Source organism: Arcicella lustrica (assembly GCF_034930985.1).
Taxonomy (GTDB): domain Bacteria; phylum Bacteroidota; class Bacteroidia; order Cytophagales; family Spirosomataceae; genus Arcicella; species Arcicella lustrica.
Genome location: NZ_JAYGIM010000009.1, coordinates 261,784 through 278,131 on the forward strand (window position 1 = coordinate 261,784; position 16,348 = coordinate 278,131).

The window sequence follows — 16,348 nt, forward strand, 5'->3', positions numbered from 1 at the left end:
AAAAGATTAAGAAACAAGTACACAAAAGTACCTTGTAAAGCCCGCTAATGATGAAGCAAAGGCAGGAAATAATCTTGTGAAGTTCGCTAGTGATGAAGCAAGAGCGGGAAATAATTTTGTGAAACCCGCTAATGATGAAGCAAGAGCGGGAAATAATTTTGTGAAGCCCGCTAATGATGAAGCAAAGGCGGGAGATAATCTTGTGAAGCCCGCTAATGATAAAGCAAAAGCGGGAGATAATCTTGTGAAGCCCGCTAATGATGAAGCAAAGACGGGAAATAATCTTGAAATGCCCGCTAATGATGAAGCAAGAGCGGGAAATGATTTTGTGAAACCCGCTAATAATGGAGCAAAGCATCAAATGATTGTGTAATGATGGGAAAATATTTTGTGAAGCCCTCAGATGATTGTGCAAATGCGGGAAAATATTTTGTGAAGCCCTCAGATGATTGTGTAATGATGGGAAAATATTTTGCGAAGTCCTCAAATGATTGTGTAATGATGGAAAAGTATTTTGTGAAGTCCTCAAATGATTGTGTAATGATGGGAAAGTGTTTTGTGAAGCCCTCAAATGATGGAGCAAAGAGTAAAGAATAATCTGCAAGAACCTTAAAGAACTATGCTAAAACCACTTAAAAATTAGTGAAACAAATAGCTTTTTTGAATAACAGCGCTAATGAGATACAACAGTTTTACCTTTTAATGAAATAAACAGGCTACATAAAGAAATGAAGGGATTGAAAGAAATTAACGCTACAAAATTTTTAAAAAGATAAATAATCAATAACAATAAAGACTACAATTTTTTAAACATTTAAACCCCCATTTCTTATGACCTCGTTACAAGAATCCAAATTAAGCATGTACCAAAGCGTACAATTGTTGTGCTCAAACAACCCTACAATTACTTCAAGCAATGCAGCCTTTACAGAAGGTCTCAACGAATTAAATGCTAAAATTAGCGACATCCTCAATTTTGTCTCCACTGATATAAAACATACCAGTGGAATTACAAACGACAAAACGGTAACCAAACATAATCTTTGTACTGTTGCCTCGGAAATCGCAGGATTTGTTTTTGCTTATGCCAATGTTGTTAAAAATGAAGTACTAAAACAAGAGGTAAATTATACTTATAATGAGATTAGGAGACTCAGAGAAGATTTAATTATCCCAACCGTCAAAATTATCTTCAATGCCACACAGGCAAATCTAGCGTCTTTGGGTAGTTATGGCATAGATGCCATCAAATTACAAGAATTTGCCGATGCCATTAGTGCTTATACAAATGCACTGCCCTCAACGAAGATGACAAAGTCAGAAAAATCAAGTGTGGTTATTTCGCTAAACAATCTCTTCAAAGAAACCGACGAATTATTGAAAAATCGACTGGATAAATTGTTGGCACTTTTCACCAAAGCCCATCCTGAGTTTGTAAATGCCTACAAAAGTATCAGACATGTAGATGCTCCTACCAAGACAACCACACAAATTAAAGGAAATATTAGTAGCGCAAAAGACGGAACAGTCATTGAAGGAGCCAATATCATTCTTACAGGCAAAACTAACTACTCAGCCATAAGCGACACCGAAGGAAACTTTAACTTCAAGCCCATTAGCTACGGCAAATATCAAGTAAACGTACAAGCAACAGGTTATCAAAGTCACACAGAACTGAATTACCTAGTAAAAAGAGGAGTTGTGAATAAGCTTGTTGTAGCGCTAAAAGAGTAAATCAGAAGTGTAATTATATAACCTTTTCCAAAGCTAGCGATTTCAATCGCTGGCTTTGAGGAATTGGTGTGGGTTGGGTTTGTTTTTTGTCTTTTGGTAATTGTTGTTTTTGGTAAATAGTTTATTATTAATTGATTAAGCTTTAATTTTTACCGTATAATAAAAAAAGGAAAAGTTTGTTGGGTGAAATTTTGATTATTGTTGGGGAAATTGAAGATTTGTAGAATGAAGGAAGTTCATAACTTCTAAAAGTTAACCCTTAGCTTATAAATGTAAAGTTGTTTTTACTAAGTTAAGACAGTGTTATTGATGAAGTTTAAGAAAATATATATAACATAATTTCACGCTTTAATATGGATCAAAAGAAGAAAAAAGTGAAAAGTTTAAGAATGCACTAAAAGATGATGTTTTAACTCCAATCGAAATTTTGAATAAAATAAATCATCTAAAGACAGAGTCTATTGAAGTATTTTACCAAGAATTGATTAAATATGCTAATTGTAAGCCAACAATAATTCACAAAAAAATTGGTGAATTATCCAATAGAATTATTACTACCAACTATGATGAATTATTAGAAAAAGCCCTTCCAGATTTTGAAAAAATTGTTTACACTAATACTTTTAAAGTTGCAAAATTGTCTGATTATGATAAATATATTTATAAAATACATGGAGATATAAATGAACCTGATAAATGTATATTATTTCCTTCTGAATATGAAAATTTATATTCAACTGTGGAAAAATCTTCTATTTTTGAGTTTAAGAAAATAGTATCAGACAAATCAATTTTATTTTTAGGTTTTAGCTTAAATGATCCATACATAAATTATGTATTAGATTATATAAGTAATATATACTCAGGTTTTAATCCTGAGCATTTTATTATTACTACTCAAAAGAATAAAAGTTGGCCCAATAAAATTACACCAATAATCATAGAAGATTATAATAAACTTGATGAGCTTCTAGATAAATTAATCAAAATTAAAGTAGATCAAACAACTTATTTTGAAGAGATTGAAAGCGAACTAAAAGGTAACAGCAGCAACTCTCCAAATCAAATTATCAAACTTTCAAAAACAACTGATTTTGATTCTCCCCCAAGTAATAAATATTGGGTTGGCAGAAGCAAAGAGTTAAGAAATATAGGCAATGATAATTTTAAAGTAATTTTTATAACAGGTATTGGGGGGCAAGGAAAATCAGCTTTAGCAGCTCATTATTTAAGAAATCATTTTGATTCAAGCAAATTTGAATTTGCTGATTGGCGAGATTTCAAAGAGGAAACAAATAGATTTCAGACCAAATTATTATCTATTATTCAAAGACTAACTGATAAGTTTGATATTGCTACTTTTGAAACTATTAGTAATCATGATTTAGTTGATGTTTTTTTTGAGTATTTAGGTGATAGAAAAATAATTTTTGTTTTTGATAATGTCGATAGTTATATAGATTTGGTAACATTCAAACCAACTGGAAGTTTAAGTTATTTTTTTGAACAAATTTTGAATAAAAATCATAATTCAAAATTTATTTTTACATGTAGACCATTTATAAGAGAAGCAGGTATTAATTTTTATCAAATTTCATTATCAGGTATTTTAGAAACTGAATGCGAGAAGTTATTTGAATTTTATAAAATTCCAATATCAAAATCTGAAATGGTAACTTTAAGCTCAAGAGCTCATAAGTTAACTAAAGGTCACCCACTTTGGTTAAATTTGATTGCAGGTCAAGCAATAAGAGGAATTCAAACAGTAAATAATTTTATTAATTCAATTGAAAATAAATCAAATTTTAACGAGGATAATTTTTCAGCAATTTTGTCTGAAAAGATATTGAATGAGGTTTGGAATTCCCTAAATGATAAACAAAAACTATTAATTAGGGGTTTGTCTGAAACTGTTAAGCCTGAGAATGAAGAAAACTTAAGGAATATATTAGATAGCGAATTGAATGGAAATCAGTTCATTAAATCTTTACGAGTTTTAAAAAATTTAAATTTAATTGAGACATTGAGCGATGGAGAAATAGAGCTTCATCCTTTAGTTAAAGAATTTGTTCTTACAAAATATCATAGGAATGAAAGGGCTAAGTTTATAACATTGTTTGTTAAATTTTACGATAAATTCATATACATATTAAAGCCAAAACTAAATTCAAATTTAACCATAAGTGAATTTCAAAATTGGACTTTAAAAATTGAATTGCAAATAAATAAAAATGATTTTAAATCTGCATTAATCTCTTTGGAGGAAGTTAGGCATGCAATCATAACTGCTGGTTTTTTAGAAGAATATCTGAGAGTTGCAGAACTATTGTATAATAAATTAAACTGGAATGATGCAATAAGTCAAGAATATCCTTACTTTCATTCTCAATTTATAACCTTAACAACTATACAAACACAAATTGGAAAATTTGATTTATGTAGTACAAACTTGAATAAATATTCAAAGATCATAGCAGGTAAAAGTATACACTACTTAGCATTTTGTAGTCAAAAGTGTTATTTTTTTTGGTATCAAGGATTATTTAATGAAGCAATTGCCATAGCAGAAGAAGGGGTGTTCTTACTTGAAGAATCTAGTTTAACAGACAATTTTAGTTTAAGACATAATCTAGCATTGTCATTAAGAGACTCTAAAAATGAAAATGATATAAAAAAAGCACTTGATTATTTTCTGCAAAATGAAAGTCTAGATAAAGTGATAAATAGAGATCAAATAAACTTTGAATTTAGCAGTCAATTGTATGGAAATGTAGGGAAGTGTTTAGAGTTAATCGGAAGATATGATGATGCTTTATACTGTTATTGTATTTCTTTTAAAAAATTACTAAATGAAAACTATGATGATTCAACATTAAATAACGGTTATGCAAGCTTTTGGATTGCTGAAATATTATTTAGATATAAAAAATTTAAAGATGGTTTTTATTTCTTAAAATACGCAGAAATATGTTGGGAAAAAACATCTCCACCAAGATTAAAACTTTTAAAAAAAACATGGTCGGATTGTGTCTTTGATAAAGTTACCAAAGATACTATTCAAAATATGACAACATGGCAAGTTGAAAGTTATTGTAAAAGTTTTATAAATCAGGAGTTAATTTGAATTAGGATTAAAGTGTAAGTGGTCTTTATCTATATTGAAAAGCTATTCTGTAAGACCCACTTCGGGTCTGATTTGTGGTGTAGATTTAATTTTTTGCTATAAACATATCATCCCTTCTGGATTTTAAATTAAAGAGCAATTATTTGGGATTGTGATTTGCTGAGAAGATTTAATTTATTACTATAATCCTTTCATCCCTTCGGGATTTTAAATTAAAGAGCAATTATTTGGGATTGTGATTTGCTGAGAAGATTTAATTTATTACTATAATCCTTTCATCCCTTCGGGATTTTAAATTAAAGAGCAATTATTTGGGATTGAGATTTGCTGAGAAAATTTAATTTATTGCTATAATCCTTTCATTCCTTCGGAATTGGGAAATGAAAACATAAAAGAAAGTATTATTTATTATAAACATGAATCATCCCGAATTTTAAAATTACAAAAAAGCGGTCGAAAAACTAATTTTGACCGCTTTTTTGTTTGATTATAGTTCCGTTAGGAACACTATATCGGTAGATATATCTTGTTTTAACTCCTTCAAGCCCCATCGGGGCGAAATATCCCGCCCCGATGGGGCTTGAAGGAGATGTTTTACCATAAATGCTTCTACTACCGATATTTCACCTCTCCGAGGCTATCTTGTTTTAATTTTATATAAGTCTCTATTCTAAGAAAAATTCAGAATGACTCTTGTTTTTACTTTAAAGTCTCATCATAAAACTCATCGGCTTCTTTTTTGAGTTTAATCAATGAAGCTTTATGAATATACATCATGTGTCCAGATTCAAAGTAAGTAAACTTAACGTTTTTACGTTGTTCTGGTCGCAAACCCATGTGTGAAACTACATATTCGGCCGCAAAATAGGGCGTTGCCAAATCGTAATAAGCCGAAGGAATCCATACTTTTAAATAAGGGTTTTTTGCCATCGCTTGTCTTAACGTTTCTGCTACATTTAAGTACTTGTTTTGTACATTATTATAATTCCAAGGCTGAACACGTCCCGTCAACATCAAATAAGGCAAATCGTTTTCATACTTCAAGTCCTGACGTAAATAGTTATTCACCGTCGTAGAATATGGGCCAGAGATAGTAGCATCTAAACTTGGGTCGAATTCATAGCGTTCACCCACATTATCAAAATCAATACCCGTAAAACGACCGTCTAAACGTCCAGCAGTTTTGCCTTCATCACGCAATAATTCCTTTGTGAATCGACTAATTTCAATACGAAGGTTTGCATTTTTAATAAAGGTGTCTGAAATACCCGTAAGTTTACTTAGTTTCTGTACAATCTTTTGTTTTTCGTCTTCTGGCAATAAATCTCCTTTCATTAAAGCGGTAGCATATTCATTTAAAGCAAAATGTTCTGCCTCACGCAAAGTTTTTTGTAAGTCTCCTTGATATTCTTTAGCGATTTTCTTGTGATACCAAGCCATTGCGGTATAAGTAGGCACATAAAGAATGTTGGGTAAATCATTTCCTTTATCGAAAAGTATCGTTTGGAAATTCAACACCGAAGAAATCAAAGAAATACCATTGATATACATATTGAATTTATCTTGTAAGTAACCCGAAAGTCCCGCAGAGCGAGTAGTACCATAACTTTCGCCAGCTAAAAACTTAGGAGATGACCAACGACCGTTCTTTACAGTGTATAATCTAATGAATTCACCGACAGATTCAATGTCTTCTACATATCCTAAAAACTGTTTCGGGTCTTCGCCTTGTACTGCACGGCTGTAACCAGTATTAATTGGGTCGATAAAGACCAAATCAGTTTTATCTAACCAAGAATATTCGTTATTAATGTATTTATAAGGAGGTGCTAAAGCATCACCTTTGTCGGACATTAAGATTCTTTTAGGACCAATCGCACCCATGTGCAACCAAACCGAAGCAGAACCTGGCCCACCATTGAAAGTATAAGTGATAGGTCGTTTAGTAATGTCAGTAACGCCATCTTTGGTATAAGCAATAAAGAATACATTGCCTTTAGCTTTGCCAGCTTCATCTTTTAAAACCATATAACCAGTAGTGGCAGTATATGAAATCGCTTGACCGTTAATAATAGTTTGATGTTTTGTAACAACTGGAGCAGGAGGAGGGAGAACAGGAGTATTAAGTTTTGATTCAGTCTTTTCTTGGGCAAAAGAACTGATTGAACAGAGCATTAATAAAAGTAAGAAATGTTTTTTCATTGATTTATTAGTTAAATGATGATGAATGAATTGTAATTTTGTGTTTACTGAAATCTAAAATCTCATAGCTCAAGGCTCATTGCTTAAAGCTATGAGAAGCTAATATCAATTAAATTACAAAAACTTGATTACACATAGAGAATTATTCTTAAAAAATGTTGCCCAAACTTCTGATTTTCCACTGGGTTTGGAAATTGAGAAAGCAGAAGGCGTTTATATGTACGGAAAAGACGGAAAACAATACATGGATTTGATTTCAGGTATTGGTGTTTCGAATGTAGGGCATCGTCATCCGAAAGTAGTAGAAGCGATTAAAAATCAAGTAGATAAGTACTTGCATTTAATGGTTTATGGTGAATATGTACAAAGTCCACAAGTGGAATTGGCGGAGGCTTTAGTAAAAACACTTATTCCTCAATTTGAAAATGTTCAACCTTTGGATAATGTTTACTTTACGAACTCAGGAACTGAAGCCGTGGAAGGAGCAATGAAATTAGCAAAACGTTATACTGGTCGTCAGGAAATCATTTCATGTTTTAATGCTTATCATGGAGCTACACAAGGAGCATTATCTTTATCAGGAAGCGAGAATTTTAAAAGAAATTTTCGTCCACTGTTGCCAGAAATTAGAAATATTCGTCATGGAGTAATAGAAGATATAGCTTTTATTACAGAAAAAACGGCAGCGATTATTATAGAAATCGTTGGGGGAGAAGCAGGAGTAAGAATTCCGAGCAAAGACTATTTCTTGGCTTTAAGAAAACGCTGTGACGAAACCAAAACATTGTTGATTGTAGATGAAATTCAAAGTGGATTTGGTAGAACAGGCACTTTCTGGGCTTTTGAACAATTTGGGATTTATCCAGATGTATTATTATGTGCCAAAGGAATGGGCGGAGGAATGCCAATTGGTGCTTTTATTGCCAATCATGAAGTGATGGGTGTGTTTAAAAATAATCCAATCCTAGGTCATATCACTACTTTTGGTGGACATCCAGTTAGTGCTGCCGCTTCTTTGGCAACATTAAAAATTATTTTGGAAGAAAATCTTTTAGCAGAAGTAAAAGCTAAAGCAGAGCTGTTTAAATCTTTATTGATTCACGATAAAATCAAAGAAGTTAGAAATCAAGGTTTGATGATGGCGGTAGAGTTTGAAGATTTTGATACTTTAAAACCTATTATTGACCGAGCGATTGAAAAAGGTGTTGTAACAGATTGGTTTTTGTTTTGTGATAATTCTATGAGAATCGCACCACCTTTGATTATTACAGAAGAAGAAATCAGAAAAGCTTGTGAAGTGATTTTGGAAAGTGTCTAAGATTCTATGAGTTTAAGGTTTATGAGAATATGTGTTATGGAGTTAATGAGTCTATGGTTTATGAGAATATATGTTTTGGAGCTGATGATTCTATAAGTTTAAGGTTTATTAGAATGTGGATTTAGAGAAGGTAAGCGTAATTGTTTATTAGTTTATGTGTTTAGAGTTTTTAATCACGATAGACATAAAAAAAAGTCGGTCAAATTGATTATCGATTTGACCGACTTTTAAAGTTATGAACTCTAAACTCATAAACTTTAAGCTCATGAACTCAAAGTATTAAGCGTGTTTCAAAAGTGTTTGTGATAAAACAGCTTTTGGAATATTTCCACCTACTAATCTTTCTTTCAATTCACCATTTTTGAAAATCAATAATGTAGGAATAGAACGAATTCCTAAAGTTGAAGGAACAGTTGAATTAGCATCAACGTCCATTTTAGCAACGATTGCTTGTCCTTCTACATCACCAGCTAATTCTTCAACGATTGGTCCAATCATTTTACATGGTCCACACCATTCTGCCCAAAAATCCACTAAAACTGGTTTATCTGAATTGATTAATTCTTGAAAATTATCATCGGTTGCTACTACGTATTTTCCCATTTTATTTTTTAATTAAGTTAATTTCTTTTTTCAAAGTTAGAACAAAATGTCGTAATATCTTAGTTCCTGTGTTTTATTGAAACAAGAGAGAATTACAGTTTTGTCTTGATATTCAATTATTTAATACTATAAATTTCAGTAATTTTCATAGTATTTTTTTATTTTACGGGTAATTTGGTCGTAAATAGGCTTGGTAAATTCCGTAAATAATTGCTGAGGAGGCGGAGGTAAAAGCTCTTTGTTTCTGGTAAGACTAAGCTGCTGTTTGGTTAAAGCTCTTTCATCACCGTTAAAATTTCCCCATTCATTCACCCAAACGAACTCACCACCGATTTTATCTTGATAGATTTTCTGTTTGGTTTTAAAATCAATCACTTGGAAATCTAAAATTCCTTTAGAAGTAACTGCTTTTCTGGATTGTGTTAATTTAGCCGTTACTTTATTGAACACAGCAATTTTCTTTCCATTCACTGTTGTTTCACCAACTTTTACGCTGTCTTTACTGGTAACAGTATTCGTATTGGTTTCAACATAAGTTTGTCCAACAATAAAATCATCAAATTGTAAGCGAATAATTTGGTCAGGTTTTAGCTTGTTTTGTTCAGCCATTTCAGGAGAATGAAAACGGACGAATTGATTTAACTTTGGATTAGTACGAAGAAATTCATTGATTTTCCCTTGAAAATACTCATTGCTTAACGCATAAGTTGGAGAATGTACACTTACTTGTTCGACTACAATATCTATACTGGCTAATTCATAAGATTCATCAAGTTTAGATTTGATGTCTTTATAAGTAGGAATTAATTCTTCTACGACTGAGAAATTATAAAAAGCATCTTTTGCCGCTTGGCGGTTATCATAAGCTTGCTTTAAAGCAGATTGCCCAACAGCATAACGTTCATCAGCCGCTAAAATCCTAGCAGTTTGCAAATCGTCAAAGTATCTTCTGGGAGTACCTGTTACTTTTAAACAAGCTTGGCAATTCACCAATTCGTCTGTTAAAGCATGAATTTGTTTGTATTCAGCCACAACACGTTCCCAACGGAATTGTTCTTGAGAATTTTTCCAGTTCTCTACTTTTGAAAGATGAAAGTTTACGGCAGCAGGAAATGCTTCTTTTAATACTTTTTGAGCTTTGGTATTCGTCGGACTTTTCTGTAATCTTCCAATAGCTGTTTCTACCGCAGCATCATAATTTCCTTGTTCTAAAGCCTTTTTTCCAGAACTACAAGCAAAAGAAAAATAGCCTAATAAAGCAATAGCAAAAAATCTTTTAATCATATTGATTTTGAGGTTTATGAGAGTAATTGTGAATGAGTGAATTGTGATTTAGTGATTGTGTCAAAAAAATCACTAACTCACAATTCACTAACTCACAACTAATTTAATTTATAAGTAAGTCCTTGAATTAATTGTAATTCATTCAAGAATTCATTGCTTGGTGAAATTTTATTTTTTCTCGATAACATGGTTACTTCCACTTTGTCTTCGGGGTCGTAAACTGTCAAAGTCAAATTACAAGTACCTTGGTTTAAGGTTATCAATTTGTTGAGATGCTCAATAAAGACAGCATTAACTTGTTGTAACCCTATGTTGATTTTTAATTCTTTAGAAAACTGATTTCTAATTTCTGATAGCAATCGAATCGAAACAGGTTTAAATTCCCATTCATCTTGTCGTCCCCAACGGTTTTTGATTTGCCCTTTGATGTAAAGAAAACGGTCAGTAGCAATATATTTAGAAAGATTTACAAAATCTTCGCCAAACAAAGCAAATTCATAACTTCCATTATAATCTTCTAAAGTGAAAAGCATAAATGGATTTCCATTTTTAGAATATCTTTCAATCGCTTTTGTAACAATGCCACCTACAGAAACTTCTTTACCTCTAAAAATCGGTTCCATAACTCTGTCTAAAGTACAAGTACAGAAACTTTCTAATTCCAGACGATACTCATCTAATGGATGTCCGGAAATATAAATTCCTACAACTTCTTTTTCAAATTTAAGCTTCTCCATTTGTCCCCATTTCTCAATGTTGGGAATTTTAGGTGTTGCAATTTCGCCACCACCACCTTCGCCAAGCATACCAAAAAGCGAACCTTGAGCAGAAGCCGCTACTTCAACTGCTTTGTTGGCATAACGAATGATTTTTTCGATGAAGTTACTTCCTTCAACATCAGCAAAATAAATTGCACGGTGAATATCTTCGAAACAATCAAATCCTCCGCCATAAGCCAAACTTTCTAAAGTCTTTTTGTTAACGGTTCTGAGGTTTACTCTTTTTACGAAATCAAAAATATCTTTATATGCACCATTTTTATCTCTTTCTTCAATGATACTTTCAACCGCAGCATCGCCAGTTCCTTTGATAGCTCCCAAACCAAAACGAATTTCTCCTTTTTTATTTACCGCAAAAGAACGATAAGATTCATTAATATCTGGTCCTAATACTGGCAAGCCCATTCTCCTACATTCTTCCATGAAGAAAGTAATCTTTTCAATGTTCCCCAAAGAGTTTGACATTACTGCCGCCATGTACTCTGATGGATAATGGGCTTTTAAATAACCAGTTTGATACGCTACAAAAGCATAACAAGTAGAGTGAGATTTGTTGAAAGCATACTGAGCAAATGCTTCCCAGTCAGTCCAGATTTTATTGAGTTTGTCTTCGGGATGTCCTTTGGCTTTTGCACCGTCCACAAACTTACTTTTCATTTTATCAAGTGTGTAGCGGTCTTTTTTACCCATTGCTTTTCTCAGAACGTCGGCATCACCTTTCGAGAAACCTGCTAATTTCTGAGACAAAAGCATTACTTGCTCTTGATAAACCGTAATACCATAAGTATCAGCCAAGTACTCTTCCATGTCGGGCAAATCGTAAGTGATTTCCTCACGACCATGTTTACGAGCAATAAAGTTTGGAATATAAGCAATTGGCCCGGGACGATACAGGGCGTTCATGGCAATTAAATCCGAAAATTGGTCAGGCTTTAAGTCCAATAAGTGCTTTTGCATCCCAGCAGATTCAAACTGGAAAGTAGCGTTTGTTTCACCTCTCTGATATAATTCATAGGTTTTTACATCATCGAGCGGAATATTGTCTAAATCAATTTCTACACCGTAGTTTTGCTTGATGAGTCTGAGTGCTTCTTTAAGAATGGAAAGGGTTTTCAAACCCAAAAAGTCCATTTTAATAACACCTGCATCTTCAATAATTCTTCCTTCAAATTGTGTAATCAAAAGGTTTACTTCTTTTGAAGTAGCCACAGGAAGAATTTCTGTTAAATCTTTTGGAGCGATGATAATCCCAGCGGCGTGAATACCTGTACCACGCACAGAACCCTCTAAAACCAAAGCTTCCTCTAATACTTTTGAACGCAAAGAACCTTCCCGACGAATTTCACGAAGTTTTTTTACATTTTCTATATCTTCTGCTTGGAACTGTTCTTTTTCAGCAAGCGATTTTTCACCCACTAATGGGGCATTCATTACTCTGTTTAAATTCGTACCGGGTTTATCAGGCACTAATTTGGCTAATTCGTTGGATTCATTCAAAGGTAAATCCATCACACGGGCAACGTCTTTGATAGACATTTTTGCCGCCATTGTGCCATAAGTAACAATGTGTGCTACTTGCTGTTTTCCGTACTTTTCTACCACATAATCAATCACTTTTTGGCGACCTTCATCGTCAAAATCCGTATCAATATCGGGCATTGATTTACGGTCTGGATTCAAGAAACGCTCGAAAAGTAAATTGTACTTAATCGGGTCGATATTAGTAATGCCAATACAATAAGCAACCACAGAACCCGCCGCAGAACCACGACCAGGCCCTACAAAAACGCCCAATTCACGACCAGCACGGATAAAATCGGATACAATCAAGAAGTAACCTGCAAAACCCATCGTGCGAATGGTATGTAATTCAAAACTCAAACGGTCTTTTACTTCTATACTTTCCCAAGCTTCGCCATAGCGTTTTCTTGCTCCTTCCCAAGTAAGATGTTCCAAGTAATCATCTTGACTAACAAAACCAACAGGGATTTCATAATTAGGCAACATGATGTCTTGTTTCAAACGAAGTGTATCAATTTTGCCTACAATTTCATTCGTATTATCAATGGCTTCAGGAATATGCGACCAAAGTTTGGTCATTTCTTGCGTATTCTTGAAGTAAAATTCATCATTATAAAAGGCAAAACGCTTTCCTTTTACCGACTCGCCATCGTCAACATCTTTGTAAGTAGGTGTTGCTTGTTTTTCGCCTGTGTTGATACACAATAAAATATCGTGTGCGTTGGCATCTTTTTGGTCTAAATAATGTGAATCGTTCGAAGCAATTACTTTTACATTATACTTCTTCGCAAATTTTAGTAATACTTCATTACACTTTAATTGGTCGGGAATTTGGTGATTTTGTACTTCTACGTAATAATCTTCCCCAAAAATATCCAGCCACCATTTGAATTCTTTTTCTGCTTCTTCTTCACTTCCACGCAGAATTGCTTGAGGAACAGACGCTCCAATACAACAAGTAGTAGCAATAAGTCCTTTGTGATATTGTAAAATCAGAGATTTATCAATACGAGGATATTTTCCATAAAGTCCTTCGATATAACCCAAAGAACAAAGTTTTACCAAATTGGCATATCCTTCGGCATTTTTGGCTAACATCAATTGATGATAGCGTTTATCTTTTTGGTCTTTTGAAAATTGCTTTTTAAAACGGTCTTCTACCACATAAAACTCACAACCTACGATTGGTTTTACGCCTTCATGTTTCCCTGCTTCTGCCACAAACTGAAAAGCACCAAACATATTTCCGTGGTCGGTAATGGCTACGGCAGGCATATTGTCGGCTTTGGCTTTGGCAAAAAGTCCAGAAATTTTAGAAGCTCCGTCTAAGAGAGAGTATTGCGTATGACAGTGTAAATGAGAGAATTGCATTAATTTGGGGTTTTAACTTCTACAAATTAAACAAAAAAGCGACATTTTATTGTCGCTTTTCGGTAAAAATATATAATCATGTTGTTATTTCTTCCCACTAGCCGAAGCAGGTGCAACATAATCTCCTCCTTCTTTCAATTGTTGAATGCCCATGATTTGTTTCATTGTTTTGTCCATTCCTTCAGTTGAACCATCTAAGAAAATAACATTGCCTTGTCCTTGTTCTGCGAAGTGTTTTACGGCTTCTGTCCACATTGAGAAGAGTATCAACGAAGCATCTAAATTTGCTTCATTCATTACTTTCGCAGATTCTGCCATACCTCTCGCTACTTCTTCACGGAAAAGGGCAACGCCTTGTCCACGTAACTGTGCGGCAATTTTTTCTGCCTCAGCCGAAATCCTAATCGCATTACCTTCTGCCTCAGCCGACTTAGTTTTGGTGATTAATAAGGCTTGTCCTTCGTTTTCAGCCGCAGCTTTTAAATTATTTGATGCTACTACTTGTGCCATCGAACGCATGATTGCTTCATCAAAAGCTATATCATTCAATTGTAAGTCTATTAAATGATAACCCCATTGTTCTAGTGTTTCATCTAATTCATTTTTTACATTTAATACAATTTCGCCACGTAAAAGGAGTACTTCTGCTTGTTTTTTAGTTGCCACAAATGCACGAATTGTTCCTTCAACAGTACGAATAAGGGCTTGCATAAAAGAACGTTCGTCCATGTACTTGAAAGCTACGTTTTTAATCGTCTGTTCTTCCTGATTCAGTACTGCATAGACCAACATCGCTTTGAAATTTACATTGGCTTGGTCAGAAGTGATGGCTTGGAATTCTAATTCCATCGAACGGTTTTGAATGGAGATTCTTTTGAAGATAAATTCTACAAATGGAATTTTAAAATTCAAACCAGGTGTCATTACTCTTTGGTATTTTCCAAAAATTGTAATAACTGCTACTGTGCCTTGGTTGACAATGACAATGGAAAAGAAAATAACAAGAATGGCAAAAACCACTATAAAAATTAAAGCACTCATAGTTTTGGGGTTTAAGAATGTATGTTTTAGTTAATAATATAGAAACAGCACCAAAGTACGGAAAACTTTGGTGCTGTTGGTAATAATTATAAGAAAAGACGCTTTTCTGATTTGAAAGGCAAAATTACATCGTTTTAATTGAGCTCATCCCACCATCAATGTTTAGTACTTGTCCTGTAATCCAGCTTGCATCATCTGAAATTAAGAATGATGTCATGCTTGCGATGTCTGATACGTTGCCAAAGCGCCCTATCGGATGGCGTTTGTTGGATGCCTCTTTCTTTTCTTCGCTTGATAATAAGTTTTTTGCCAAAGGGGTTTCTGTTAACGAGGGTGCGATGCAATTTACTCTGATTTTATTAGGAGCAAACTCTGCTGCCAAGGAGCGAGTTAATCCTTCTATCGCACCTTTTGAACTTGCTACAGAAGCATGGAAACCCATTCCAACTTTAACAGCAACAGTACTGTATAAAACGATGGAAGCACTATTGCTTTTTTTGAGACGAGGCAAAACAGCTTGAATAACAGCAACAGCACCTAATACATTGATTTGAAAATCGTTCTTGAAATCTTCTTGACTAAGTCTTGCAAAGGGTTTTAAGTTAATTGTACCCGCACAATAGATAAGTCCATCTAAAACATCTGGTAGTTCATTAAAAACTGTATTATCAGGATTAAGAGCATCCCAAGTGAAATGCTTTACTGTTGCTACTGATGGTTCTGTACGAGAGGCATCGTAAACATTAAAGCCTTGTTTGTTTAATATTTGTGCAGTAGCTTCTCCAATTCCTGAACTTGCACCTATAATTAAGATATTTTTTGACATCCGATTGTATATTTATAAATAGAAATTATAGCTAGAACATCCTTGATACTGAAATGTTTTAAGGAATAAATAAATCTATAATGGCATATACTTTTATTGAAACTTTTTACACATATTATTGATAATTACTAAGAGTTAATTTATTTTTAATAATAAATTGAATAATCATTCATTATTGTTTTTCTATTGAAAATCAGTGTATTATATACCGTTTAATAAGTTTTGAATAAAAAAATGGATTTTTATATAAAGATTATTTATGTTTGATTTTAGAAGAACAAAATTGATTCTTATTCAAGAATGAATAGATTAAACAAATACAGATTACGAACAATTTTATAAAGAAGACAGTAAAACAAAGCTTAATTCTATTCAAACAATACAGATATTTAATTAAGCATGAGATAATTAAAAGAAGGTATTGACAAAGTATAGTTAAACAAAGAGCAATTACATTAAAGCAATAAAACAGTACAATGAAACAAATAATATTGATACTAAAGCATTTGAAAGGTATAACCTAACAGTGAAAAATTACCTAGAAT

Annotated in this window: 11 protein-coding genes; 5 read left to right on the forward strand and 6 right to left on the reverse strand. The window is 33.2% G+C overall.

All coding sequences use genetic code 11. The features are described from left to right. The first annotated feature begins 76 nt into the window (after positions 1–76). The 4 genes from VB798_RS13265 (at position 77) to VB798_RS13280 (ending at position 4,858) form a co-directional block, all read left to right on the forward strand. On the forward strand, positions 77–373 hold the full coding sequence (locus VB798_RS13265) for a hypothetical protein (protein WP_323259064.1): 297 nt from the start codon (positions 77–79) through the stop codon (positions 371–373). Further along, the gene (locus VB798_RS13270; protein ID WP_323259066.1) at positions 373–597 is read left to right on the forward strand and encodes a hypothetical protein; all 225 of its coding nucleotides are present in this window, start codon (positions 373–375) and stop codon (positions 595–597) included. The genes VB798_RS13265 and VB798_RS13270 overlap by 1 nt, the downstream gene beginning before the upstream one ends. A 264-nt stretch (positions 598–861) precedes the next feature. Further along, positions 862–1,734 carry a carboxypeptidase-like regulatory domain-containing protein gene (locus tag VB798_RS13275; RefSeq protein WP_323259068.1) on the forward strand — a complete coding sequence of 291 codons (873 nt, stop codon included), beginning with the start codon at positions 862–864 and terminating at the stop codon, positions 1,732–1,734. Positions 1,735–2,161: 427 nt separating this feature from the next. Further along, positions 2,162–4,858: an SIR2 family protein gene (locus VB798_RS13280; protein ID WP_323259070.1), complete on the forward strand. Its 2,697-nt coding sequence runs from the start codon at positions 2,162–2,164 to the stop codon at positions 4,856–4,858. Between the two features lie 699 nt (positions 4,859–5,557). On the opposite strand, the gene VB798_RS13285 is transcribed toward VB798_RS13280, so the two are convergent. Next, positions 5,558–7,060, reverse strand: coding sequence for a S10 family peptidase (locus tag VB798_RS13285; protein ID WP_323259072.1), 1,503 nt, complete (start codon positions 7,058–7,060; stop codon positions 5,558–5,560). Positions 7,061–7,187: 127 nt separating this feature from the next. On the opposite strand from VB798_RS13285, the gene VB798_RS13290 reads away from it, so the two are divergent. Next, entirely contained in the window at positions 7,188–8,378 is a 1,191-nt protein-coding gene (locus VB798_RS13290) for an aspartate aminotransferase family protein (RefSeq protein WP_323259155.1), read from the forward strand. A gap of 279 nt (positions 8,379–8,657) precedes the next feature. Here the strand turns inward: VB798_RS13290 and trxA are convergent, their stop codons facing one another. From trxA to VB798_RS13315, 5 genes are all read right to left on the reverse strand, one after another. Next, on the reverse strand, positions 8,658–8,981 hold the full coding sequence (gene trxA / locus VB798_RS13295) for a thioredoxin (protein WP_309916624.1): 324 nt from the start codon (positions 8,979–8,981) through the stop codon (positions 8,658–8,660). Positions 8,982–9,116: 135 nt separating this feature from the next. Then, the gene (locus VB798_RS13300; protein WP_323259074.1) at positions 9,117–10,265 is read right to left on the reverse strand and encodes a hypothetical protein; all 1,149 of its coding nucleotides are present in this window, start codon (positions 10,263–10,265) and stop codon (positions 9,117–9,119) included. A gap of 98 nt (positions 10,266–10,363) precedes the next feature. Continuing rightward, entirely contained in the window at positions 10,364–13,936 is a 3,573-nt protein-coding gene (gene dnaE / locus VB798_RS13305) for a DNA polymerase III subunit alpha (RefSeq protein ID WP_323259076.1), read from the reverse strand. Positions 13,937–14,020: 84 nt separating this feature from the next. Further along, positions 14,021–14,977, reverse strand: a complete 957-nt coding sequence (locus VB798_RS13310; RefSeq protein ID WP_323259078.1) for an SPFH domain-containing protein — start codon at positions 14,975–14,977, stop codon at positions 14,021–14,023. Positions 14,978–15,101: 124 nt separating this feature from the next. Continuing rightward, positions 15,102–15,803 (reverse strand): SDR family NAD(P)-dependent oxidoreductase, encoded by a 702-nt coding sequence (locus VB798_RS13315; RefSeq protein ID WP_323259080.1) that lies wholly within the window; start codon positions 15,801–15,803, stop codon positions 15,102–15,104. Between the last annotated feature and the right edge of the window lie 545 nt (positions 15,804–16,348).

Bases quoted from the DNA above. Each gene is read 5' to 3' on its own strand.
- VB798_RS13270 (WP_323259066.1), top strand. From the start codon at position 373: ATGATGGGAAAATATTTTGTGAAGCCCTCAGATGATTGTGCAAATGCG.
- VB798_RS13275 (WP_323259068.1), top strand. From the start codon at position 862: ATGTACCAAAGCGTACAATTGTTGTGCTCAAACAACCCTACAATTACT.
- VB798_RS13285 (WP_323259072.1), bottom strand. From the start codon at position 7,060: ATGAAAAAACATTTCTTACTTTTATTAATGCTCTGTTCAATCAGTTCT.
- trxA (WP_309916624.1), bottom strand. From the start codon at position 8,981: ATGGGAAAATACGTAGTAGCAACCGATGATAATTTTCAAGAATTAATC.
- VB798_RS13300 (WP_323259074.1), bottom strand. From the start codon at position 10,265: ATGATTAAAAGATTTTTTGCTATTGCTTTATTAGGCTATTTTTCTTTT.
- dnaE (WP_323259076.1), bottom strand. From the start codon at position 13,936: ATGCAATTCTCTCATTTACACTGTCATACGCAATACTCTCTCTTAGAC.
- VB798_RS13310 (WP_323259078.1), bottom strand. From the start codon at position 14,977: ATGAGTGCTTTAATTTTTATAGTGGTTTTTGCCATTCTTGTTATTTTC.
- VB798_RS13315 (WP_323259080.1), bottom strand. From the start codon at position 15,803: ATGTCAAAAAATATCTTAATTATAGGTGCAAGTTCAGGAATTGGAGAA.